This window comes from Capnocytophaga stomatis (assembly GCF_002302635.1).
GTDB lineage: Bacteria > Bacteroidota > Bacteroidia > Flavobacteriales > Flavobacteriaceae > Capnocytophaga > Capnocytophaga stomatis.
The window spans coordinates 2,127,548-2,151,606 of the sequence record NZ_CP022387.1 but is presented as its reverse complement, the minus strand read 5'-3'; the positions used below and the strand labels follow the sequence as shown (position 1 = coordinate 2,151,606).

At 36.0% G+C, this 24,059-nt stretch carries 17 protein-coding genes; 13 read left to right on the top strand and 4 right to left on the bottom strand.

Annotated elements, in window-relative coordinates; translation table 11 throughout:
- The first annotated feature begins 196 nt into the window (after positions 1-196).
- The 7 genes from CGC58_RS09530 to CGC58_RS09500 all read left to right on the top strand — a co-directional run bounded on the left by CGC58_RS09530 (position 197) and on the right by CGC58_RS09500 (position 6,352).
- Positions 197-1,249 carry a DNA cytosine methyltransferase gene (locus CGC58_RS09530; RefSeq protein ID WP_095897195.1) on the top strand — a complete coding sequence of 351 codons (1,053 nt, stop codon included), beginning with the start codon at positions 197-199 and terminating at the stop codon, positions 1,247-1,249.
- Positions 1,242-1,817: a Mom family adenine methylcarbamoylation protein gene (locus CGC58_RS09525; protein ID WP_232748825.1), complete on the top strand. Its 576-nt coding sequence runs from the start codon at positions 1,242-1,244 to the stop codon at positions 1,815-1,817. Before CGC58_RS09530 ends, CGC58_RS09525 begins: the two co-directional genes overlap by 8 nt.
- Before the next feature lie 645 nt (positions 1,818-2,462).
- A complete protein-coding gene (locus CGC58_RS09520; RefSeq protein WP_095896498.1) occupies positions 2,463-4,253 on the top strand; it encodes a DUF4091 domain-containing protein in 1,791 nt (596 codons plus the stop codon).
- A gap of 14 nt (positions 4,254-4,267) precedes the next feature.
- Positions 4,268-4,813, top strand: coding sequence for a glutathione peroxidase (locus CGC58_RS09515; protein ID WP_095896497.1), 546 nt, complete (start codon positions 4,268-4,270; stop codon positions 4,811-4,813).
- A 1-nt stretch (position 4,814) separates the two neighbouring features.
- Positions 4,815-5,537 carry a bacillithiol biosynthesis deacetylase BshB1 gene (gene bshB1, locus CGC58_RS09510; protein WP_095896496.1) on the top strand — a complete coding sequence of 241 codons (723 nt, stop codon included), beginning with the start codon at positions 4,815-4,817 and terminating at the stop codon, positions 5,535-5,537.
- A gap of 56 nt (positions 5,538-5,593) precedes the next feature.
- Positions 5,594-5,782 carry a membrane or secreted protein gene (locus tag CGC58_RS09505; protein WP_095896495.1) on the top strand — a complete coding sequence of 63 codons (189 nt, stop codon included), beginning with the start codon at positions 5,594-5,596 and terminating at the stop codon, positions 5,780-5,782.
- Positions 5,783-5,794: 12 nt separating this feature from the next.
- Complete coding sequence (locus tag CGC58_RS09500) at positions 5,795-6,352, top strand: RNA polymerase sigma factor (protein WP_095896494.1); 558 nt, start codon at positions 5,795-5,797, stop codon at positions 6,350-6,352.
- A gap of 51 nt (positions 6,353-6,403) precedes the next feature.
- On the opposite strand, the gene CGC58_RS09495 is transcribed toward CGC58_RS09500, so the two are convergent.
- The 3 genes from CGC58_RS09495 to tpiA form a co-directional block, all read right to left on the bottom strand.
- A complete protein-coding gene (locus CGC58_RS09495) occupies positions 6,404-7,762 on the bottom strand; it encodes a suppressor of fused domain protein (protein ID WP_095896493.1) in 1,359 nt (452 codons plus the stop codon).
- A gap of 9 nt (positions 7,763-7,771) precedes the next feature.
- Positions 7,772-8,800 (bottom strand): uroporphyrinogen decarboxylase, encoded by a 1,029-nt coding sequence (gene hemE / locus CGC58_RS09490; protein WP_095896492.1) that lies wholly within the window; start codon positions 8,798-8,800, stop codon positions 7,772-7,774.
- A 151-nt stretch (positions 8,801-8,951) separates the two neighbouring features.
- Complete coding sequence (gene tpiA / locus CGC58_RS09485; protein ID WP_095897194.1) at positions 8,952-9,701, bottom strand: triose-phosphate isomerase; 750 nt, start codon at positions 9,699-9,701, stop codon at positions 8,952-8,954.
- Positions 9,702-9,936: 235 nt separating this feature from the next.
- On the opposite strand from tpiA, the gene CGC58_RS09480 reads away from it, so the two are divergent.
- The 5 genes from CGC58_RS09480 to CGC58_RS09460 all read left to right on the top strand — a co-directional run bounded on the left by CGC58_RS09480 (position 9,937) and on the right by CGC58_RS09460 (position 18,714).
- Positions 9,937-12,162: a S9 family peptidase gene (locus CGC58_RS09480; protein WP_095896491.1), complete on the top strand. Its 2,226-nt coding sequence runs from the start codon at positions 9,937-9,939 to the stop codon at positions 12,160-12,162.
- Between the two features lie 1,043 nt (positions 12,163-13,205).
- A complete protein-coding gene (locus CGC58_RS09475) occupies positions 13,206-13,799 on the top strand; it encodes an SMI1/KNR4 family protein (RefSeq protein ID WP_095896490.1) in 594 nt (197 codons plus the stop codon).
- Positions 13,800-14,261: 462 nt separating this feature from the next.
- Positions 14,262-14,927 (top strand): DUF6261 family protein, encoded by a 666-nt coding sequence (locus CGC58_RS09470; RefSeq protein WP_095896489.1) that lies wholly within the window; start codon positions 14,262-14,264, stop codon positions 14,925-14,927.
- Positions 14,928-15,052: 125 nt separating this feature from the next.
- The gene (locus CGC58_RS09465; RefSeq protein WP_095896488.1) at positions 15,053-16,714 is read left to right on the top strand and encodes a peptide MFS transporter; all 1,662 of its coding nucleotides are present in this window, start codon (positions 15,053-15,055) and stop codon (positions 16,712-16,714) included.
- 92 nt (positions 16,715-16,806) lie between these two features.
- Positions 16,807-18,714 (top strand): peptide MFS transporter, encoded by a 1,908-nt coding sequence (locus CGC58_RS09460; RefSeq protein WP_095896487.1) that lies wholly within the window; start codon positions 16,807-16,809, stop codon positions 18,712-18,714.
- Positions 18,715-19,045: 331 nt separating this feature from the next.
- Here CGC58_RS09460 and CGC58_RS09455 read toward each other — a convergent pair whose 3' ends face one another.
- Positions 19,046-21,286 (bottom strand): SUMF1/EgtB/PvdO family nonheme iron enzyme, encoded by a 2,241-nt coding sequence (locus tag CGC58_RS09455; RefSeq protein WP_111970137.1) that lies wholly within the window; start codon positions 21,284-21,286, stop codon positions 19,046-19,048.
- A 392-nt stretch (positions 21,287-21,678) separates the two neighbouring features.
- On the opposite strand from CGC58_RS09455, the gene CGC58_RS09450 reads away from it, so the two are divergent.
- Complete coding sequence (locus CGC58_RS09450; RefSeq protein WP_095896486.1) at positions 21,679-24,012, top strand: glycoside hydrolase family 20 protein; 2,334 nt, start codon at positions 21,679-21,681, stop codon at positions 24,010-24,012.
- Positions 24,013-24,059 lie beyond the last annotated feature (47 nt).

Here is a 24,059-nt window from a genome sequence, read left to right as displayed (position 1 = left end):
GTCCGCTTATACATAGCTATAAGTATGCAAGTAAAAAAAGGATTTTAGGAGGATAAAAAATGTCCTCCGCTTTTTAAAAAGTTCCCCAACTTTTAATTAAAAACACGAGCAAGAAGCTACGGAGGACAAAATGTCTTCTGATGCTTCTTGCTTTTTTTGTTTAAAAAAGTTGGGGATTGCAAATATACAAAAAATTATGAAATATCACTATAACTGGAACTTATCAGACTCAAATTTTACTAAAAATAAAGGCAAAGTATTTAGTTGTTTTGCCTGTGGAGGCGGTTCGACTATGGGTTATAAATTGGCTGGTTTTGACGTGATTGGCTTTAATGAAATCGACCCACGAATGGCAAACTTGTACGTCAAAAATCATCAGCCCAAATATCAATTTGTCGAGGCGATGCAGGATTTTGTCAGTTGGAACGAATACCCCGAAGAACTTTACAACCTTGATATTTTGGACGGTTCGCCGCCTTGCGGTTCGTTTTCTGTTTCAGGAAATCGGGAGGCAGATTGGGGCAAAGAAAAAGTTTTTAGAGAAGGTCAGAAAAAGCAGGTGCTTGACACGCTTTTCTTTGATTTTATTGCACTTGCGGAAAAATTACAGCCGAAAATCGTAATTGCCGAAAACGTGAAAGGCATTTTACAAGGCAAGGCGAAAGCCTATACCGAGCGGATTTTACGGGAGTTTGACCAAGCAGGTTACAAGGTCAATTACCATTTGTTAGACGCTTCAAAAATGGGTGTTCCGCAACGACGTGAACGGGTGTTTTTTGTGGCTATTCGGAAAGATTTAGCAATGAAAGTGAACGACTTACAGCTGAATTTTGATTTGCCGACTATTCCATTTGGAGCAATAAAAACCAACGAAAACACAGCAAGTTTTACCGACCACGATAGAAATGTGTGGAACAACCGAAAGCACGGCGACCGCAACTATGCAGACGTTTTGAAACGCATTGAAAACCGAGATAGCAACTTCAATGCACAATTTATTTATGACGACAAAACACCGCCAACATTGGCGGCTTCGAGCGGTTCAAAAATGGTGCTTTTCAGCGAACCCCGCAAGATGAACCACACCGAGCTAATTCGTTGCCAGTCGTTTCCATTAGATTATCATTTTGGTACAGATGCGTATTCATTTGTGCAGTATGTACTGGGAATGAGCGTTCCGCCTGTAATGATGGCGAATTTGGTCGATGAGATTTATAGACAATGGAGAAAAATATTTGAAAATGAATGAAATAAAACGAATTACTGTACAAAGTAGCAGAATGGGGAATTTAGTTATCAAGCGAATTTCCAAAGAAAAAGCAAAAAGTTTAATCATTGAAAATCATTATAGTAAGAAATTAGGAGCAAATCACGGATTGTTCAATTATGGCATTTTCCGAGAGGGGCAAGAGGCTGAAAATGAATGTTTGGGCGTGGCGGTATACGGCTATATGATGCACCCGAAAGCACGGCATTTTACGCACCCTAATCCGCAGGCTCAAATGTTGGAACTCAATAGAATGTGGATAAATGATGAGCTGGGTAAGAATGCCGAAACGATACTTATTAGTCGATCGTTGAAGCTGTTACGTGAGGATTGTCCGAACTGTGTAGCCGTACAAAGTTTTGCCGATGGGCGGTTAGGTTGCGGAACGATTTACAAGGCAGCGAACTTTAAATATTACGGACACCACAAAACAACCTTTGTCAAAAACAAACGTACGGGGGAAATTAGCCACGAAATGAATTTTACCCGAATGGATAGTAAAGGAATGTATTTGCGTAATAATTTAGCGTTTCTGCTGGGCGATGTTTAAGTGTTTCAAGTAGATACGTATCGTTATATTTTTCCATTATGTAAACGGTTTAGATATAACAAGCCTTCACAGTCTTATCCCGCATATAACAGAGGAGTAACGCCTTTTGAGTGGCAACGTAACCGCAAACTCATCAAAGAACGATTAATTAAATTTATAGACGAATTGGAATAAAAAACACGGCATTTTAGCCGTGTTTTTGCGTTTTTTGAATATATTTGCAGTAGTGTTGAAATTCCGAAAAAATGTACATTTCATTTTGAATTTTGGTACATTTCATTTTGCGGAATATACTTATAATCAACAAATTAAATATTTTATTTAAAATAAATCTAAATTAATTTTGCAGAATTAAAAAACTTACATACCTTTGCCGTGTTGTTAGTAATATTGTTTGTCATCGCAAAAGTGATATAATTTTTATATTTCGTTTGCAATCCATTATGAAGATTACTTTTCGTATTCATTTTGAAACAGTTGTTATTTTTCTTCATAACGAATTAGTTAGTTTTAAGCTAAAAAGCCCATTTTTCAAAATGGGCTTTTTCTTTTCTTGTTCAATGCGAGTGAAAATCATCCCTGAATAGTTATTGTTTCTTCTGTTTTTTTACTTAAATTTGCGGTTGATTAAAAAATCTGGAAGAAATGAAACTAAACACATTTATCCTACTGAGTTTAACAGGATTAACAGGACTTGCCCAAACTCCCGAAGGAATCACGGGTTCGGGTTTGAAAACCGGTCAAGCACCTTTTCCTACCGAAAAATATGTGGAATTACCCAATCCGGTGGCTACCAATTCGCAAAATTGGGCTTCAGTGAAAGGCATCAACATTGGTTGGGGCTCAACGGATGTTCGTTACAAAAAAGAAGAACCTGCAAGTAATTTGGAGCAAACCAAACGCCTAAAAGCTTGGAAAGGAGAACGTGTTTCTGCTCAAATAGCGATTTCAAATGCAGATAAAGATGCTGAAATATCCGTAGAAATTTCGGATTTGAAAAGTGGCAAAAATAAAATCGGAAAAGAGCATTTTGAGTCTGCTTTTGTGCGTTATGTAATGACTGATGAACTCAATAAAGACGGTAAAGGAGGTTGTGGATATCGCAAATCTGCCGATTTTGATTCTACCCTCGTTGCCGATGTACTCGACCATCACGCAAAAAAAATGGAAATTGCAAAACACTCATCTCGTGGAGTTTGGATAAAAATTCAAATTCCTCAAAACGCTAAAGAAGGTAGCTATAAAGGCTTTATTACTGTAAAAAACAAAACGAAAATTCTAAAAAAATTACCTTTTGAAGTTCAAGTTTTAGCACGCACACTTCCTGAACCCAAAAATTGGAAATATCATCTGGATTTATGGCAAAATCCGTATGCAGTTGCTCGTTATTTCAACGTAACTCCTTGGTCTGAAGCTCATTTCGAACATTTAAAAAAGGAAATGAAACTTTATGCTGATGCCAGTGGAAAGTCTATCACGGCTTCGATAATGTACGAACCTTGGGGCGGACAAACACAAGACCCTTTCAATTCTATGGTGCTTTGGATGAAGAAGTTAGATGGTTCTTGGTATTTCGATTTTGCGGTATTTGACAAATGGGTTGAATTTATGCACCAAATGGGGATAACCAAGCAAATCAACTGTTATTCAATGGTTCCTTGGAAATTGTCTTTCCAGTACTTCGACCAAGCTACCAATCAATTGCAAAGCGTTAAAACACAGCCTGGTGAACCTCAATATGAGGAAATGTGGACAGCTATGCTCACCGCTTTTGCCAAACATCTGAAAGCAAAAGGTTGGTTTGAAAAAACTTTCATTTCGATGGATGAACGCCCCAAAGAAGTGATGCAAAAAACCCTGAAAATCATCAAAAATGCCGACCCTAATTTTAAAATATCTTTGGCAGGAGATTGGCATCAGGAATTAGAACCTTATCTTGATGATTATTGCGTTCCGCTAAGTACAAAATACGAACAAAAAGTCCTCGAAAAAAGGCAAAAACAAGGCAAGGTAACCACATATTATACCTGCTGTACAGAGCCTTACCCAAATACTTTTACTTTCAGTAAACCTGCCGAAAGCGAGTGGTTGGCGTGGTATGCAGCAAAAGATAATCTGGACGGATATTTGCGTTGGGCGTTGAATAGCTGGACGTTAGAACCTCTGTTGGACAGCCGTTTCAGAGCTTGGGCAGCGGGCGATACTTATTTGACTTATCCGATGGGAAGAAGTTCCATACGTTTTGAACGAATGTTGGAAGGTATCCAGTTTTATGAAAAAGTAAACATTTTACGTGAGGAATTTCAGAAAAAACAAAATTCCGAAGGACTCAAAAAAATAGAAAGTGCCTTGCAACTGTTCGATGAAAAAACGTTGCCTCAACATCCTGCATCGGAAGTTACAAAAAAAGCAAGAGAAATTATCAATTCACTATAAATCAATAAAATAATATGAATAAATTAATTACAATATTGGCTTTGTGCCTATTTGGGTTTTCAAATGCACAACAAAAAGCGGAAAACACTATATATCAATTTGTTGTGAAGGATATATATGGGGACGATTTTGCTCTCTCGCAACTGAAAGGAAAAAAGGTGATGATTGTGAACACGGCTTCCAAATGCGGGCTAACTCCACAATACGAAGGTTTGGAGGCTTTATATAAAAAATATAAGGATAACAACTTCATTATCATTGGGTTTCCTGCAAATAATTTTAAATCGCAAGAACCGGGAAACAATAACGAAATTGCCGAATTCTGCAAGATAAATTACGGTGTAAGCTTCCCGATGATGGAGAAAATTTCTGTAAAAGGAGATGATACGCATCCTCTGTATAAATTCCTGACCTCCAAAAAATTAAATGGAGTTGAGGATTCCGAAGTACAATGGAATTTTCAAAAATATCTCATCGGAACAGATGGAAAATTGGAAAAGATAATTGCTCCAAAAACTGCTCCACAAGATAAAGAAATCATCGATTGGATTGAGAAATAATATGAGTTTAAAATTAGATATTTTAGCCTTTGGGGCACATCCTGACGATGTGGAATTGGGCTGCTCGGGAACGGTAGCAAAGGAAGCTTCTTTGGGCAAAAAAGTAGGAATTATCGACCTGACACAAGGCGAGTTAGGTACGCGAGGCACTGCCGAAACCCGAAAAAAAGAAGCCGAAGAAGGAGCTAAAATCTTGGGAGTTGAAGTTCGTAAAAATCTGAAATTTGCTGACGGATTTTTTGTTAATGATAAAGCTCATCAGTTGGAAATCGTTAAAATGATTCGGAAGTATCGTCCTGATATTGTGCTTTGTAACGCTATTGACGACCGCCATATCGACCACGGCAAAGGGAGTAAATTGGTGAGTGACGCGTGTTTTTTAAGCGGACTTCGGAAAATTGAAACCGAAATAAACGGAGTGCAACAAGAAGCGTGGCGACCCAAAGTGGTTTATCATTACATCCAATGGAAGAACATTGAGCCTGATTTTGTGGTAGATATCTCGGAATTTATGGACAAAAAATTGGCTTCCGTTCTGGCTTACAAAACCCAATTTTACGATGCAAACAGCAACGAGCCAACTACCCCGATTTCCGATAAGAACTTTTTGGACAGCGTTACTTATCGGGCGAGAGACCTCGGGCGACTAATTGGCGTGGATTTTGCAGAAGGATTCACAACCGAGCGTGTTGCAGCAGTGAATTCGCTTTATGATTTGAAGTAATTTTTTTAAGAAATTATTACAACTATTTGTTTTTCAAAAAAATAATTTAAATTAAAATGAAATTAGTATTATTAACTATCGGAATTTTAGCTTTGTGTTTTGCGGGCATTGCTATCAAAATTTGGGCTAAAAAGGAAGGAAAATTCGCAGGAACTTGTGCCAGCCAAAATCCGCATTTGAATAAAACGGGCGAGCCTTGCGGTTTCTGCGGAAAAATGCCTGATGAGCAAGATTGTAAGAAATAAAATCGGGATATTTTGAGCAATCAGAGCGTATTATCCGAAAAAATTAAGGAAGCAAAAGAAGGTAACCAAAAGGCTTTCAGCTACTTGCTTGACGTTTTTTGGACAGATGTTTACAACTTTCAGCAAAAACGCATCGGTGATGAAAACGATGTGGAAGACGTTGTTATCCAGACGTTTGCCAAAGCTTTCGACAAAATCGATACGTACAGCGAGGAGTTTTCTTTCAAAACGTGGCTCATTGCCATTTCCAAAAATGTTCATATTGATATGATTAGAAGCCAACAGCGGAAATTTACACAATCATCATCCTCGGAAGAAAAAGAGGCTAAAACAATTGTAGATGAATCACCCACCGCTGAGGACAGCCTGATTATGGAACAAAATCTGAACAGATTACTGCTGTGTATCAAACAATTAAAAGAACCTTATCGCACTGTGATACAACTCAGATATCTGCAAGAAAAATCTTACAAGGAAATTGCCGAAATTACCAATATGTCACACAGTAATGTGAAAGTAACTTTACTTAGGGCAAAGAGAACTCTTTCCGAAATATTGAAAAAACAATAAAAAACGAGCCAAAAATTCTACTAAAAATAAAATTTTTGGCTTTTATTTTTGTTAAACAGCTACATTTTCCCTGTCAATATCAACAACTTCACTAATTTGGTATTCATCGAATAAGTCCAATAAAGCATCAACACCTTCTTCCAATTTCAAATCCATTTCCTCCACATAAAGAGGCAAAATACAATAGAAATTGATTGTCGTTTCATCTTTGGTTTGCAATTTCAGAAAATCCTGTGGAGCAGACAAATAAGGAGGCATCAGCAAAATACAACCAAAATTAGTATTGGCAATAGGTTCAGCCTCAAGACCATTGGGTATTGTATGCCCCTCTGCCATCCACGTTTTGTACTGATGCGGAAAACGAGCAATCATTTTTAAAAAATAAATGGGCCAATAATTGTCGTCATCAAAACTATTTTCATCTATTTTCCAATCCTTTGGAAGATAAACCATTAATTCAGCGTGGCTAAATTCGTTCGGATTTTCTAATTCTTTAGGAAGATACATCGGGTAATCGCTCATTCCTGTTGTAAAAAGTACGTGATATGGACGTTCTTCAGTAGGTTTAATCCAATGTACGTCGATATGTACGTATTCCGACATAATTTCGTGAAAAACACTTTCCGGCTCACCTATGTATTTCTTAAAGTGTTCACAAATTTCATCCATATACACACAAGTGCGATCAGGAAATACAAAATCACTGCTGTTTTCTTTGCCATAACTGTACACATTTGAACCTCCTTCTGACACATAATCAGGAGTTGGAGCAAAAATGTTGTTCATTATTTCATCAGCACATTCACTCTGAAAAGTCAAAGTTTTGATATCTTTATCGTATGAAAGTTCCTCATTTCCAAATTCTTCTATCAAATCCTTAAACCAATCTTTCAAGGAGTCATTCATTAGTTCAACAAACGAATGTTCCACATTTTCCGTGTCCAATACAAATTCCACCACCTGACCTTCTTTCCCTTTTTCATCTGGGTCAAGGTCTATGAAAACATAACTCACATCATCTGCTAAAAAAGGAATCCACTTTGGATTAAAAAGCTGATTTTTAATTCTTTTGTACCAACCAAAATCCTCTGCTTCTTCCTTATCAAATTCAAATGATTGCCAATTTTCAACTGAGGAATTCAGCCTTTCAAGCCATTCGTTTTGTGTCTTTTTTACTTCTTCAAGTGGGATAAAATACTGACTATTAAGAAAACTAACAGAACTTTCCTCCTTCATTTTTTGCCCATTGAAAGTTTTATAAAGTTCTTTAACTTCCTCTGGGAGCTTCACATTCATTTCTTGTTCAAAAGTTCTTATCTCAGCATCGGTTACTCCTTTATTCAAGCTTCCCATTATGGGAGTTGCTTCACGAAGAAGGGTATCCAAAAATTTCTGCAGAACTTTTTTCATATATTTGATTTAAAAAGATTTATAACTTTTCACCGCCTCAACAAAGGCTTTGGCGTTTTCAACGGGAATATTTGGCAAAATTCCATGTCCCAAATTGACTACATACCTATCTTTTCCAAAATCATCAATCATTTTATGTACCATTTTTTTGATTTCCGAAGGCGGAGAAAGCAATCGTGAAGGGTCAAAATTCCCCTGCAAAGTAATTTTACCTCCGGTTAGTTCGCGAGCTCTTTGCGGTGTACACGTCCAGTCCACACCAAGTGCAGACGCTTTGGATTTTGCCATTTCAGGGAGTGCAAACCAACATCCTTTCCCGAAAACAATTACTTTGGTAAGTGGTGCTAATGCTTCCACAATTTGATTGATATATTTCCAAGAAAACTCCTGATAATCAACAGGTGAAAGCACTCCCCCCCAGCTGTCAAAAATTTGCACGGCATCTACTCCTGCTTTAACCTTTTCTTTCAGATACAAAATGGTTGTATCCGTAATTTTTTGTAATAATTTATGTGCTGTTTGTGAATCTGTAAAACATAACTCCTTGGCAATGTTGAAGTCGCGTGAGCCCTTTCCCTCTACGACATAGCAGAAAATCGTCCACGGAGAGCCTGCAAATCCGATAAGCGGTACACGCCCGGCAAGCATTTGTTTGGTGAGCTTGATGCCTTCCATCACATAACCCAAAGTCTCGTGAATATCAGGAACTATTACATTTTCAACATCTTTGGCAGAACGAACAGGATTTGGAAGCCAAGGACCTACCCCCGATTTCATTTCCACTTCAATATTCATCGCTTGCGGAACTACCAAAATATCAGAAAACAAAATAGCAGCATCAGTTCCCACAATATCAATAGGTTGAACAGTGATTTCTGCGGCTAATTCAGGTACTCGGCAACGTGTGAAGAAATCATACTTATCACGTAAAGCTCTGAATTCCGGCAAGTACCTACCCGCCTGACGCATCATCCATACCGGCGGACGCTCCACAGTTTCGCCATTCAAGGCTTTTAAAAATAAATCGTTTTGTAGCATAGTTAGGCAATAGGCAATAGGCAATAGGCAATAATTTTGAAGATTCTAAGATCCAAGTTTCAAATGCCAAGTTTTAAATACTTGGATTTTGGCACTTGAAAACTTAAATTCTAAAAACTCCTATTGCCTAATTCCTATTGCCTTAAAAAAATTAAATTCCGTTAATAATTGCAATAAAGTCATCGGCTTTGAGTGATGCTCCACCGATAAGTCCGCCATCTACATCTGCTTTTGCAAAAATTTCTTTGGCATTATCAGGTTTTACGCTTCCTCCATAAAGAATTGAAACACTGTCAGCTACTTCTTTTCCGTATTTGTCTGCAAGTGTTTTGCGGATAAAGGCGTGCATTCCCTGAGCTTGTTCAGGGGAAGCCGTTTCTCCCGTACCGATTGCCCAAACAGGCTCGTACGCCAAAACGATGTTTTTCCAAGCATCGGCAGGCAAGTGGAACAATCCGTTTTTAATTTGATTTTCAACTACTTTGAAGTGATTATTAGCTTTCCTGTCAGCCAACTCTTCTCCGATGCAAAATACCATTCGGATGTTGTGTTTCAAAGCTGTGTCTGCTTTTTTAGCAAGTGACTCGTCAGTTTCGTTGAAGTAAGCACGACGCTCAGAATGCCCTAAAATTACCGTTTTTACGCCTACACTTTTTAACATTTCAGCCGAAATTTCACCTGTATAAGCTCCATTTTCAGCAAAATGCATATTTTGAGCGATAACTTCAACAGCACTTCCTTTTGCAGCTTCCATTGCCGGAATTAAATTTACAAAAGTAGGCGCCACCATTACCTCGGCTTCTGTTTTAGGTAATTTTTTTAATAAATCAGCAATTAATTCTGTTGACTTTTTCAGGTCATTGTTCATTTTCCAATTTCCTGCTACAATTTTTTTTCTCATATTGAAATTATTTTTTGTATTTCGATTATTTACTTCAGAAGTCACAAAGATACATTTTTTTTGCAAAAGCTAAATGCAAAAAAAATCAAAATATTTTTTTGCTTTCTTTAACAGTTTGTAAATAATTAAATATCAACACAAAGCACAGACAATGTTACATTTATAACTAAAAAAATTAGAATAGAATTGAAAAAATTAGTATTATTGACCGTTTAAATCGTTAATATAAACTAAAATGAAAAACAGACTTTGTTTTACCTTGTTATTTTTATTCATCTCTTCAATTTCAGTAATTGCTCAAAACAAACCCATTACATTGGAAGACATTTGGGCAAAGGGCGTATTTTATCCGCAGAGGATGACTCACCTTTCAGCAATGAAGAATACAAATCAGTACACAGTACTTAATTACGACCGAAAATCAAATTCGCAACAGATTGATTTATATGATTTCACAACACTCGAAAAAGTAAAAACACTATTTAACAATTCAACCAATAAGGAGGTTTTATTAAATATCGATAGTTACTCTTTCAGTCCTGATGAAAAATGGTTACTTATCGCTTCAAAGTCCGAACAAATTTATCGACGTTCGTTTGTAGCGTCCTATTATCTTTATAATTTGGAGACGAAACAAGGAATATTCATCAGTGAAAATAAAATCCAAGAGCCAACCTTTTCGCCCGACGGAAATAAAATCGCTTATGCATATGAAAATAATTTGTACATATATAATATAACAACCAACAAAACCACGCAAATTACTTCCGATGGAAAGAAAAATAAAATTATCAACGGAATAACTGATTGGGTATATGAAGAAGAATTCAGCTTTGTGAGAGCATTTGATTGGAATGCTGATGGAACAAAATTAGCCTACATCCGATTTGATGAAAGCCAAGTTCCAGAGTTTTCAATGGACATTTATAGAAAAGAACTCTATCCTACACAACAAGTATTCAAATATCCAAAAGCCGGAGAACCTAATTCAAAAGTTTCTGTACACATTTACGATATTTCTTCTCAAAAAACATTTAACACACCCATTGCAACAAGTTTAAATCACTCCAGTAAACAAAATTCACTCAGTGCACAAGATGATTTATACTATTATATACCTCGCCTTCGATGGACAAATGATAAAAATATACTAAGTATACAAACTCTCAACAGACATCAAAATAATTTTAACCTAAATTTCATAAACTCACAGACAAATCAAGTTCATTCGGTAGTAAATGAACAAAACAACACTTATGTAGATATTTCAGACAATCTAATTTTCTTAACTGACAACAGTTTTTTAATTACTTCTGAAAAAGATGGCTTTAATCACATTTATCATTATGATAAAAATGGAAAATTAAAAAAACAAATAACAAAAGGTAATTGGGAAGTAACCAAATGCTATGGATATGACCCAAAAAGTGGGCTTATTTTCTACCAATCTACTGAAAATGGATCGATAAACAGAGGCATTTACAGCATTTCTATTAATGGAAAAAACAAAAAACAGCTTTCCGCTGATGAAGGAACTAACAATGCTACGTTTAGTCCTGATTTTTCATTATATATAAATCAATTTTCAAGTGTAACTAAGCCAACACACTACACACTTAATAATAGTAAAGACGGGAAAAAGGTAAAAGATATCTTAGATAATTCAAAATACAGTGAAAACATTTCCCAATATCGTTTGGCTAAAAAAGAATTCTTTGAATTAAGTACACCTAACGGAAAATTAAATGCCTACATTATCAAACCGAAGGATTTCGACCCAAATAAAAAATATCCTCTATTAATGTATCAATATTCGGGACCGGGTTCACAAGAAGTTAGCAACAAATGGTTTGACAGCAATGATTTTTGGCATTTTCTTCTAACGCAAGAAGGATATTTGGTTGCTTGTGTGGACGGTCGCGGAACGGGTTATAAAGGTAGTGACTTCAAGAAATGTACTTACAAGGAACTTGGAAAATACGAGGTAGAAGACCAAATATTTGCAGCGCGTTATTTTGCAGAACAGCCCTATATTGATAAAAACCGCATCGGGATTTGGGGTTGGAGTTTCGGAGGATTTATGTCCTCTAACTGTTTGTTTCAAGCCGGTGATGTATTTAAAACAGCCATCGCGGTAGCTCCGGTGACTTCGTGGCGTTTTTATGATACCATTTACACGGAACGATTTATGCAAACTCCGCAAGAAAACCCATCAGGGTATGATAATAATTCGCCTATCATACACGCTAAAAAACTGAAAGGAAACTATTTACTTATTCACGGAACAGCTGATGACAACGTACACGTTCAAAACGCAATGGTGTTAATCAATCAACTCATTCAGCTAAATAAGAATTTTGATTGGCTAATCTATCCGGATAAAGACCACGGCATTTACGGTGGATATACACGCTTGCAACTTTACCAAAAGATGACGGAATATCTGTTGCAAAAATTATAAAGTTTTAAAAAGAGTTTAAAGAATTGGTTAGCATCCCACTAACCCCCTTCAAAGGGAGAATTGGGGAAATGCAATCACAACAAAATCCCCCTTTCAAGGGGGCAGGGGGATGTAAAAAATACTGTAAGGGCGTATTGCATACGCCCAAATAGATATGAAAACATCATAATCGGTATATGTAATATATACTTATAAGAAAAAATTATTATAAAAATATAATGAAATGATAAAAACAATGTAACATCCCCCTAACCCCCTTCAAAGGGGGAGCGTGAGCCACGCAGGCAATTATAATTATTTCTTTGAAGTAAGCAGGGGGATGTAAAAAATACTGTAAGGGCGTATTGCATACGCCCAAATAGATATGAAAACATCATAATCGGTATATGTAATATATACTTATAAGGAAAAACTATTATAAAAATATAATGAAATGATAATAGCAATATCACATCCCCCTAACCCTCTTCAAAGGGGGAATTGGGGAAATGCAATCACAACAAAATCCCCCTTTCAAGGGAGCAGGAGGATGTAAAAAATACTGTAAGGGCGTATTGCATACGCCCAAATAGATATGAAAACATCATAATCGGTATATGTAATATATACTTATAAGAAAAAACTATTATAAAAATATGATGAAATGATAAAAACAATATAACATCCCCCCTACCCCCTTGAAAGGGGGAATTGGGGAAATGCAATCACAACAAAATCCCCCTTTCAAGGGAGCAGGGGGATGTAAAAAATACTGTAAGGGCGTATTGCATACGCCCAAATAGATATGAAAACATCATAATCGGTATATGTAATATATACTTATAAGGAAAAACTATTATAAAAATATAATGAAATGATAATAGCAATATCACATCCCCCTAACCCTCTTCAAAGGGGGAATTGGGGAAATGCAATCACAACAAAATCTTCCTTTCAAGGAGGCGGGGGAATGTAAAAAATATTATAAAAATATAGTAAAATAAAAACATAGAAGTAAAATCTATATACTTTTAAAAAAATAAACAATACAAAAATAATACATTATGTTTGAAATTACTAAAAAAGAAGATATTATCATTCCATTTAAAAAAATCGGAGATGAAAATTGGGAGAAGAATACACGTTTTATTCTGACCGCCGACGGAGATGAACTTCCTGAAGTAGTTACCGAAGAAGAAATCCAAGAGATTGAAAAGCATTTAGGAGCAAAACTTCCTGACAGCTTAAAACTTTTTTACAAAACATTCGGAGTAGCTGATATTGGAGAAGAACTTATTGATTTAAAGAATATAAGCTATTTAAAAGAGTGGTGGGAAGAGGATGCTGAATATGGTCCTGACTTTTCCGAAGAAGACAAAAAGGTTCTTCCCTACTTAGTATGGTTCGGAGATTATTTAGGCAATGGAAATATGTTCTGCTTCCATACAAAAACGCACGAAATTTATTATTTTGATCATGATACGCTACCTTATCTGACAAAATTGTTTGACGATTTCAGTGATTACTTAAAAGGATGTTTAATTTTCTTACAACTTAATTATGTTTCCGATGAAAAATGGGCAAAATTTGAAGAAGTTTTAGAAGAAGTCGTTTCAGAATTTATCAGTGAAGAAGTCATTAAAAAGTGGAGATATTAATGTTTTTCAGGGTTTTAAAAGACTAAACACAAAAAAACATTTATTCTTTTTAACATACAATAAAAATTTTTTACGTACCTTTGGGAAAATTTTGAGAACATATTAAATCATCCAAGCAAAATCACAACATTATGTTTTCAATAACAAAACACTAAAACAAATTTAATACACTCAATGCAACAAGTTTAATTCTTCAAATTAAACTCAATGCATAGAGTGAAGCAAATTAAAAATACAAAATTAAATTAATTACACTAAGTGAAATAAATTTAAAATATAGTATTAAATTCAATTCAACAAGAGAGTTTAATTTAAATTGTAAAATTAAATTAGTTACGTCAAGTAACATAAATTTATTTTAACGAATCAAACTTACAACACTGAGTGATGTAGAAATAAAAACATATAAATTAGTAAACAAATATTAATAAATAAACAGATAACACCTAAAATGATTACAAAATGAAGGTAAATTACAGAAAATTATCAACAAAAGACTTAGCAGCTCTTGCACAACGAGTAATTGAAGCTGTAAAGCAATCAGAAATTAGTGAAGCGAAAACGCATTTGTTTATGAATAAATTAGAAGTTTCATATCAAAAGTATTACGCTGTAATTTCAAAGAAAACATTTAGCGGAAAAGGAAAGACCGTAGCTCAAGCTAATAGAGAACGTGATAAGGCTTTTTCGGATATGAAGATATTTCTTTCAGGTTACACGCGTGTTTCTTCTGCTCCTAACATTGATGATGCTATTGCTCTTTACAATCAATTTAAAATACACGGTCTTAAGCAAGACCAGCTTTCGTATGCAGAACAAACCGTTCAGTTAGGAAAACTCATCGAGGCACTTTCATCTGAAGAGAATCAAAATCACTTAAAAAACTTATCGCTTGAAGTTGCTTTTGAGAATTTAAAAACAAAGCACGAAGAGTTTAAATTGCATTACAGTGAGCAAGCTCAAGCCAATGCCGAACTTCGTGAAACTACTTCTGCAACTAAGCAACGCAAGGAATTGGAAAGAGATTTACGTCGTTTTTTAAGTCTTGTTACATTGATGTTTGATGCCGATGAGTGGATTTCATTATACAACAACTTAAATGAATTTGTAAAAGCTGCTAAAAGTTAAAAATCATTCAATGTAATTAGTATAATGAAGATTAATGAAATAAAAATATTTACCGAAAATAGTTTAATTTCAATAATTTCATAAAAAAAGACAAGTAACTAAATAGAAAACAAATTTAATATACTATGACTAATAACAGAAAACATCCTCGGGGACTATTTTATTTATTTTTCACGGAAATGTGGGAGCGTTTCGGGTATTATTTAATGCTCGGAATCTTTGTTTTATATATGATTGACCCGAAAAATACCGGAGGTCTTGCCATAGATGATAAAAATGCATATGATATATTCGGAACGTTCATTGCACTTACATATCTTACTCCTTTTTTAGGTGGATTTTTGGCTGACAGAATCTTAGGATATGTCAAAGCTATTTACATCGGAGGAACTTTAATGGGATTGGGATACATAGGTTTAGGACTCTTCCAAGACCTTGCAATGTTTTATGCCTCAATGGGATTAATCATTGTAGGAAATGGTTTTTTCAAGCCGAGTATTTCTACTCTCTTAGGAAATCTTTATTCCGAAGAACCTTATCAAGAAAACAAAGATTCAGGATACAATATATTCTATATGGGAATTAATATTGGTGCGTTTATTTGTAATATCATTGCTGCCTTTATGCGTAACAAATTCGGGTGGAGTGAAGCATTTATAACCGCAGGTGTCGGAATATTCTTAGGATTGATTATCTTTACTATGGGACGTAAACACATTTTGCACGCAAACGTTTTAAAGCCAGTACAGGAAGGAGATACAACCATAACTTCAGTTCTTGTGAAGGTATTTTTACCAGCTATCATAACGGGTGCGATAGGTTGGGCAATTCCTGGTAACATTTTAGGAAGTGACAGTACAGATGCGTTCATTTTTGCTTGCATTCCGGTTGTATTCTTTTACTTTTCGCTATATGCACGTGCTTCACAGAGCGATAAAAAACCTATTGGTGCATTATTAGCAATCTTCGCTGTAAGTTTAATGTTCTGGGCTGTTTTTAAACAAAACGGAACCGTACTTACTACGTGGGCGAAGTATTATACTGACCGCAGTGTGCCGGCTTCTATAGAAAAGCCAATGGAAAGCATTTACCTCGTGGAAGTTAAAGATTTTCAGGATAAGGAAACAACTATGTACGATTCGGAATATAGAATTGTGAAAGATGAAAACGATAAGCCTAAGAAAGAAATAGGAAAGGACATCTATTTCCGAAATCTTCCTGAGAAACAAAAAGCCGAGTTAGCAGCAAACCCTAATCAGAAGGTGTTTTTATATAATCCGGAGTTGTTTCAATCAATTAATCCGTTTTGGGTAATTGTTTTGACGCCTGTGGTGGTAGGTCTGTTTATGTTTTTACGTAAACGAGGAAGCGAGCCAACTACTCCTGCCAAAATTGTATTAGGAATGTTCATTTCTGCATTAAGTTGCCTTGTGATGGTAGGTGCTATGTATGCTTCTGAAAACGGAATGGTAAAAGCTTCAGCATTATGGTTGGTTGTTGCATATGGTATTATTACTTTGGGAGAACTTTGCTTGTCACCTATGGGTCTTTCACTTGTGTCAAAGCTTTCACCGCCTCGTATTACAGCTCTTATGATGGGAGGATTTTTCTTATCAACAGCCATTGGAAATAAACTATCGGGTGTACTTGCCGGAATGTGGTACGGATATGAACACAAATCTACATTCTTTTGGGTAAACTTTGGGCTATTATTAGTAGCAACAATCATAGGTCTTTCTATTTTGAAATCACTCAATCGAGCTTTAAGAGAAAAAGGAGTAAAATAAAGAATAATGTAATAAATTGTTCAGTGAGTTTTTTACATTTACTCTATAAATATAACAATATAATAATGAATTAATTTAATAATAAATATACTATGTTAAATCCAGATTACAAATTGATGTTAATAGCGTGGCTTGGCGTTGCGCTGTGGGTAGGGTTTGTTATTTTCTCCAATAGGAAAATCCATCCCAAAGCCCTTTTTACCCTTTTTATGGTGGAGCTATGGGAACGCTTCAGCTACTATGGTATGCGGGCACTCCTTATCCTTTATATGACTGCGAATTTAATTGATGGCGGGTTCCAGTTTGATGATGCAAAGGCTTTCGGAATTTACGGAGCTTACGGTGCATTAGTTTACTTAACGCCAATACTTGGCGGATACTTCGCTGATAAACTTATCGGTTTTCGCAAAGCAATTGTTATCGGTGCGATATTGATGGCAGCGGGGCAGTTTACTTTATTTATGAACAATCAAACTACTTTCTTCATCGGGTTAGCTTTACTTGTGGTAGGAAATGGTTTCTTCAAACCGAATATCTCTTCAATGATTGGTCGTTTTTATGCCGACGGAGATAAAAGACGTGACGGGGCGTTCACTTTATTCTATATGGGGATAAATATGGGTGCATTCTTAGCTCCTTTAACTTGTGGTGCCATCGGGGAGAATGAAGGTTGGCAATACGGATTCTTAACAGCCGGTATCGGAATGTTATTGGGGTATATTATATTCTTCTTCGCTAGCAGAACAAGTGTTTTTGAGAACGTAGGATTAGCTCCTGATGAGAAACCAACTAAAAATGTGGTGAGTTTCGTTCCAAACAATGTGCTTCCGTATGCTGCTATCGTGGTTTTAGTTACTATCTCGTGGATTTTAATTCAATACAATGATGTTGTAGATGTTTTGCTTGGAAGTTTGGCTCTTATTATCATTGGATATTTGTTATTCCAAGCCAGCAAAATGGAAACGGTTGCCAAACAACGTATTTGGGTAGTGGTTTTATTACTAATGTTCACCACGATATTCTGGACGTTCTTCGAGTTGGCTGGTTCGGCACTAAACCTATTTACTGCACGCAACGTACATAAAGAAATTTTTGGTGTGGGAATCAAAACTACTTTCTTTCAGTCATTCAACCCATTGTTTATAATGCTTTTCGCTCCTGTTTTTTCTTGGATATGGATAAAGCTATCTAATTTGAACAAAGAACCAGCTGCTCCGTACAAGTTTGGAACAGGTTTGCTATTGTTAGGACTTGGTTTCTTGGTACTTAAATTCGGTGGCAGCTACGCGAAATTAGGAATGGTGCCTGCTATATTTATGGTTTTCTTGTACTTATTACACACTCTTGGGGAACTAACACTTTCACCCGTAGGTTTATCATTAGTAACGAAACTTTCACCAAAACATATGGTAGCGTTTATGATGGGAATCTGGTTTTTATCTTCTTCCATTGCACATCAAGGAGGAAAACATATCTCTAAACTTACTACAGTAAACGAAAAGACTATTGTTGAGAGTGATGCATTCCAAAATTCGGATATTGATAATGATTTGAAGGCTATTTTATCTGAAAATGAGTTTAAGAATCAATTGGAAGATAAATCAGTTGAAGCAGTTTTAGTTTCTGATGAATTCATTAAGAAAATAAATGAAAAAAATCCGCAAAGACAATATGCCAAATCTACAGTAACTATTAAAGAAGTATTGGAAGATGCGGAGAATTACAGCGGAATGAAACGAGAAAAAATTATTAAATCGGCAACCCAAGAATTTTTATCTTTCAAAGGAAGTGAAGTACATACAGAAGTAGCAACCTTTGACGATTACGAAAAATTGGTTGATAATTCGGCAGGTGTTTCAGTAGCTAACGTCATCAAAGGAGAATCACTCAATAAAGGACTTTCTGTATTCACAATGTTAGGCTTTATAGCTATCGGTTGTGGTGTAGTGTTATTCCTAATGGGGCCATTCATTACCCGTTGGATGCACGGAGTGAAATAATTATAGAAAAAATTCTAAAAAAGCAGGTCTTAACGATCTGCTTTTTTATTTATTAATCTTTAATATCTGAAACTTAGAAATAACTAACTATAATTACATAGAATGAAAAGTTATTAAACAATCGGAGGGAAAAATCATCCTATAATTATTATCATTTGATACTAATAAAGCCTTTTTGAGATAAAACATTTCTGATTTTAATTCTACTTCAGAAAGACAAAAAAGATATTATAAGTAATATATATTCTAAAAATGGCCAAAGATTATAACGAAAAAGAAACGTCTTTCAATGAAAGACGTTTCTTTTTTTAAATATTGTTATTTTAGAAGTTTATTTAAATACAACTCTAAATCCAAGATTGTGACGGATTCCGTTAGGTGCACGGTTACTTCTGTTTGTAGCACGGTTAGTGTTTGGAGTACAGAAGGCACTAGCTCCGCGTCTTACACGATTATTTCCAGTGGTTGCTCCTGTTGGGTCAGTTTGTGGTGTTGTAGTATATACCCCGTACAAATCAGCTGTCCACTCCCAAACGTTACCACTCATATCGTATATTCCTAGTTCATTCGGTTTTCTAGTCCCAACTTCGTGAAGTCTTCCTCCTGAGTTATCCAAATACCAAGCAACTTCATCAAGATTATTGCTTCCTGAATAAGTATACCCCTTACTTTTGTTTCCTCCACGAGCTGCATATTCCCACTGTGCTTCTGTAGGAAGACTTCCACCAACCCACTCCGCATAGGCTTTCGCTCCGTGCCAAGTAACAAATACTACAGGATAATTTTCTCTACCAGCTCTAGCCTTAAAACCGTTTCCTTCCTTAACAATATCTTTTCCTTGATACCATATCGCTCCATTCTCTCTTTGATTTCCTTTGGCTGTCAAAAATTTAGCGTATTGAGCATTTGTAATCTCGTGTTTACTTATTTTGAAACTGCTTAAAGTTACAGTGTGTAGAATTTCATCTCCTTCTCCTCTTGAAGGCGTTCCCATTTGGAAAGTTCCTCCTTCTACAATTGCCAACTCTCCTACGTCACCTTTTGTAGAAGTTGGTGGAACAACCGGAGCTGGAGCTACCACCTTAACACTCAAAACAGTAGGGTTATCTATACCATTTGAAATTGTTATGTTTGTACTCCCTGATTTAACACCTTTAACAATCAATACATTTCCTGAAATATTTGCTGTCGCTACTCCAGCATTTCCTGAAACTGCAACATAATTACCACTTCCTGTACTAATTACCACGTTTCTTGTGATACCTGCTTTTATTTCTGTGGTAGTTTGAGCCAATTTTATATTGTTTTTTGCAGATACAGTTACATTAATAACCGCTGTTTTACCTGTAATTTTATCCTTAACAGTAACTTTTGCTGATCCGATAACCTTACCTACAATAACTACTCTATTGCCGTTGACAGAAGTTGTAGCAACTGCGATACTACTTGATGTTGCTTCATAGCTACCACTACCTGTTAAAATGTTTATATTTGTAGTTTCTGTCGCTCTCAATGTTGCTGATAAAGAAGATAAAGTAATGTTAGCTACAGTTACCACTACTCTTACTTCAGCAACTTTTCCTGTTTTACTATCTTTTACAGTGATTTGGGTTGTTCCTTGAGAAACACCTCTGATAATCAATTTTCCACCAGAGATAGATGCTGTTGCTACGTTTGAGTTAGCTGAAGAAACTGTATATTCTCCACTACCAGAATTAATTACAACTTCTTGATTTTCTTTCCCTCTTTCCAAAGTTACTTCTCTTTTTGAAAGAGATACATCTGCAAGAACTACAACTTTCACATCAGAAGCTTTTCCTGTTTTTACGTCTGTAACGCTTACTGTAGCACTTCCTGCTTTTCCAGATTTAACTGTAATCTTATTTCCAGATAAAGTTGCTTTAGCTATTGCTTCATCACTGCTTTTTACAACGTATTGACCACTTCCCACAACAGAAAGAACTTCTGAGCCATTTGCTCTTACAACCAATTCCGATTTGCTTAAAGACAGTTTTTCAACAACAGAAATCTTTACTTGAGCCGTTTTGTTTGATTCCTTGTCCTTAACAGTAAGCGTTGTTGAACCGATAGTTCTCGCTTCCACTGTTATTTTTGAACCAGAAACAGTAGCTCTTGCTACATTTGTATTTGCTACACTCAACTCATAAACACCATTTCCTGTTCTGATATTCACAATCGCAGACTCTCTCGGTGCTACATTAATTTCTGCTTTATCAAGGGAAAGATTTTCTAAAGCTTTAAGTACAGTTACTTTTATGGCTGATTTTTGCCCGGTAACTTTGTCTTGTACTGTAACTGTAGTTTCCCCTTTACCAATACCTCTCAAAGTTACTACAGACTCTGACCTTGATGCTTTCACCACACTCTCTTGGGCACTCATCACATCATACTCTCCACTACCTGAAGTAACTTGAAAAGTTGTTGTCTCCCCCGCTCTAAGTGAACTCTTCTCAGAACTCAACTTAAGATCGTCGTACTCTACTTCTTTCACGCAATTCGTTGCTGTGGCTAATGCACAAAAGGCAGCCACGTAAGTAATAATTTTTCTCATGCTAAAAATTTGAATTTAATTAAACGATTATATTTTTTCTCAATTTTGGGGGCAAAATTAAATCATTAAATTTATTCTGCAAACAAAAACGGAAAAACTTAACATTAAATTTAAATAAAAATTTCTTTTAAAAGACTAAAACAAAGGCAATTACAAACAATCAAAGAATGATATTTTCGCAACTTTTTTACACTTATGATAAATATTTTTCAACAAATAAAAACACACTCAAAAATTCTTAAAACACTTAGGCTTTTATTTTATAAATTTTAAAATGACGATTTGGCTTTATGTACTACATTATAACAATTAACTTTATTAAGAATCGCTTTTGTTTTGTTTAACAGAAAAAATAACTACCTTTGTCGGGTCGAACCAATAATTTCAATTTTATGAAGATAAAATCTATACTAACTTATTTGGCGGGAGCTTTGTTTATTGTTTCTTGTCAAACAAAAAAAGAAACTTCAAAAGCTGATTTTCAAATCATTCCAATGTCCAAACAAATTAGTAACGAAAAAGAAGGCAATTTTGTGCTAAACTCTTCTACAAAAATCATTTATCCGGAAGGGAATGAAATTCTGAAAAAAAATGCCGCATTCCTCTCCGAATACATTGAAAAACAATCAGGAATATCCCTAACTTCAACATCTGGAGCTGAAAATACAGAAAATACCATTCAGCTAAAAACAGGACTTTCATCTGAAAACAAAGAGGCTTATCAACTCACTGTAAATGAAAAAACTATAATCATCGAAGGAGCAATCGAAGCAGGCGTTTTTTACGGAATTCAAACTCTTCGAAAATCAATACCTGTTAAAAAAGTTCAAGAAATTGAGATTGGTTTTGTTTCAATTTCAGACGAACCTCGCTTCGGTTATCGCGGAGCACATTTGGATGTAGCTCGCCATTTCTTCCCGGTGGATTCCATCAAAATTTTCGTGGATATGTTGGCATTACACAATATGAACACTTTCCATTGGCATTTAACGGACGACCAAGGTTGGCGTGTGGAAAGCAAAAAATATCCTGAACTAACAAAAATAGGTTCAAAACGTAAAGAAACCGTAATCGGTAGAAATTCTGGAGAATACGACGGAAAACCCTACGAAGGTTTCTATACTCAAGACGAGCTTAAAGAAATCGTAGCCTACGCAAAAGAGCGTCACATTACTGTAATTCCTGAAATTGACCTGCCCGGGCATATGCAAGCTGTTTTGGCAACTTATCCCGAATTAGGCTGTACTGGAGGTCCGTACGAGGTTTGGACGCAATGGGGAGTTTCTGATGATGTGCTTTGTGCTGGAAATCAGAAAGTTTACGGATTCATCGAAGATATTTTGAATGAAGTTGCCGATATTTTTCCTTCAGAATATATTCACATCGGTGGTGATGAAAGCCCGAAAGTTCGTTGGGAAAAATGCCCTAAATGTCAGCTAAAAATCAAAGAATTAGGCATCAAAAAAGATGATAAACACACGGCTGAGGAGTATCTTCAAAGTCACGTAATTTCGTTTGCCGAGCGAGTTCTTGCCAAAAGAGGACGAAAAATTATCGGTTGGGACGAAATTTTGGAAGGAGGAATCGCTCCGAATGCTACTGTGATGTCGTGGAGAGGCATCGAAGGCGGAACATTCGCAGCACAAACCGGTCACGATGCTATTATGACGCCGATGTCCTTTCTTTATTTCGACTATTATCAATCGAAAGATACTGAAAACGAACCTCTTGCCATCGGTGGATATATTCCTGTAGAAAGAGCATACAGCTTCGAGCCTATTCCTGATGCACTTACCCCTGAGCAAAGAAAACACATTTTGGGCGTGCAAGCCAATATCTGGACGGAATACATAAAAACCTTCAAACAAGTGCAATATATGGCTTTGCCTCGATATGCTGCTTTGGCTGAAGTACAATGGACGCAACCCGAAAAGAAAAACTATGCCGATTTCTTGCAACGTGTAGTTCCGCTGATTAAAATCTACGAATTGTACGGATACAATTACGCTACACATATCTTTGATTTAAAGGCAGATATCACTGCTTTGGAAAAAGAGGGTGCTATTGAAGTAGCTTTCGCAACGGTTGATAACGCTCCCGTTTTCTATACTTTAGACGGAAGTGAGCCTACCGAAAAATCAGAAAAATATACCCAACCTATCAAAATCAGAAAAGATGCACAATTGCGTGCCATCGGAATTCGTGAAAACGGAAAAACACGCATTTTCTCGGAAGATTTCAAATTCAACAAGGCTACTGCGAGAGCCATTGATATGAAAACTGAAATTTATTCCTCATACAAATTCAATGGAGCTTCTACTTTGGTGGACGGCTGTGTGGGAGACCAAAATTTCAGAACAGGACGTTGGATTGCTTTTTCAGGAAACGATTTGGAAGCAGTGATTGATTTAGTTGATGTTACCGAAATTTCAAAAGTAGCTTTCAATGCAAACGTTATCACAGGTGATTGGATTTATGACGCTCGCAATTTTTCGGTAGCTGTATCCGACGACGGGAAAAATTTCCAAGAAGTAGCTTCTGAAACCTATCCGCAGGAAGCAGAAGGACACAAAAGCGAAATCCGTACACATTCTTTATCATTCAACCCAACAAAAACACGTTACGTAAAAATAAAAATCGCTTCGGAACACAGCATTCCAAATTGGCACACGCAAGCCAAAGGCAAATTAGGGTTTTTATTTGTTGATGAAATAACCATCGAATAATTTAAGTTTAACTTTTCACCTTTATTATTAATTCCAAATCACACAGA

Excerpts from the sequence above, each read along its gene's own strand:
- CGC58_RS09530 (WP_095897195.1), top strand. The coding sequence starts at position 197 with ATGAAATATCACTATAACTGGAACTTATCAGACTCAAATTTTACTAAA.
- CGC58_RS09525 (WP_232748825.1), top strand. The coding sequence starts at position 1,242 with ATGAATGAAATAAAACGAATTACTGTACAAAGTAGCAGAATGGGGAAT.
- CGC58_RS09520 (WP_095896498.1), top strand. The coding sequence starts at position 2,463 with ATGAAACTAAACACATTTATCCTACTGAGTTTAACAGGATTAACAGGA.
- CGC58_RS09515 (WP_095896497.1), top strand. The coding sequence starts at position 4,268 with ATGAATAAATTAATTACAATATTGGCTTTGTGCCTATTTGGGTTTTCA.
- bshB1 (WP_095896496.1), top strand. The coding sequence starts at position 4,815 with ATGAGTTTAAAATTAGATATTTTAGCCTTTGGGGCACATCCTGACGAT.
- CGC58_RS09505 (WP_095896495.1), top strand. The coding sequence starts at position 5,594 with ATGAAATTAGTATTATTAACTATCGGAATTTTAGCTTTGTGTTTTGCG.
- CGC58_RS09495 (WP_095896493.1), bottom strand. The coding sequence starts at position 7,762 with ATGAAAAAAGTTCTGCAGAAATTTTTGGATACCCTTCTTCGTGAAGCA.
- hemE (WP_095896492.1), bottom strand. The coding sequence starts at position 8,800 with ATGCTACAAAACGATTTATTTTTAAAAGCCTTGAATGGCGAAACTGTG.
- tpiA (WP_095897194.1), bottom strand. The coding sequence starts at position 9,701 with ATGAGAAAAAAAATTGTAGCAGGAAATTGGAAAATGAACAATGACCTG.
- CGC58_RS09480 (WP_095896491.1), top strand. The coding sequence starts at position 9,937 with ATGAAAAACAGACTTTGTTTTACCTTGTTATTTTTATTCATCTCTTCA.
- CGC58_RS09475 (WP_095896490.1), top strand. The coding sequence starts at position 13,206 with ATGTTTGAAATTACTAAAAAAGAAGATATTATCATTCCATTTAAAAAA.
- CGC58_RS09470 (WP_095896489.1), top strand. The coding sequence starts at position 14,262 with ATGAAGGTAAATTACAGAAAATTATCAACAAAAGACTTAGCAGCTCTT.
- CGC58_RS09465 (WP_095896488.1), top strand. The coding sequence starts at position 15,053 with ATGACTAATAACAGAAAACATCCTCGGGGACTATTTTATTTATTTTTC.
- CGC58_RS09460 (WP_095896487.1), top strand. The coding sequence starts at position 16,807 with ATGTTAAATCCAGATTACAAATTGATGTTAATAGCGTGGCTTGGCGTT.
- CGC58_RS09455 (WP_111970137.1), bottom strand. The coding sequence starts at position 21,286 with ATGAGAAAAATTATTACTTACGTGGCTGCCTTTTGTGCATTAGCCACA.
- CGC58_RS09450 (WP_095896486.1), top strand. The coding sequence starts at position 21,679 with ATGAAGATAAAATCTATACTAACTTATTTGGCGGGAGCTTTGTTTATT.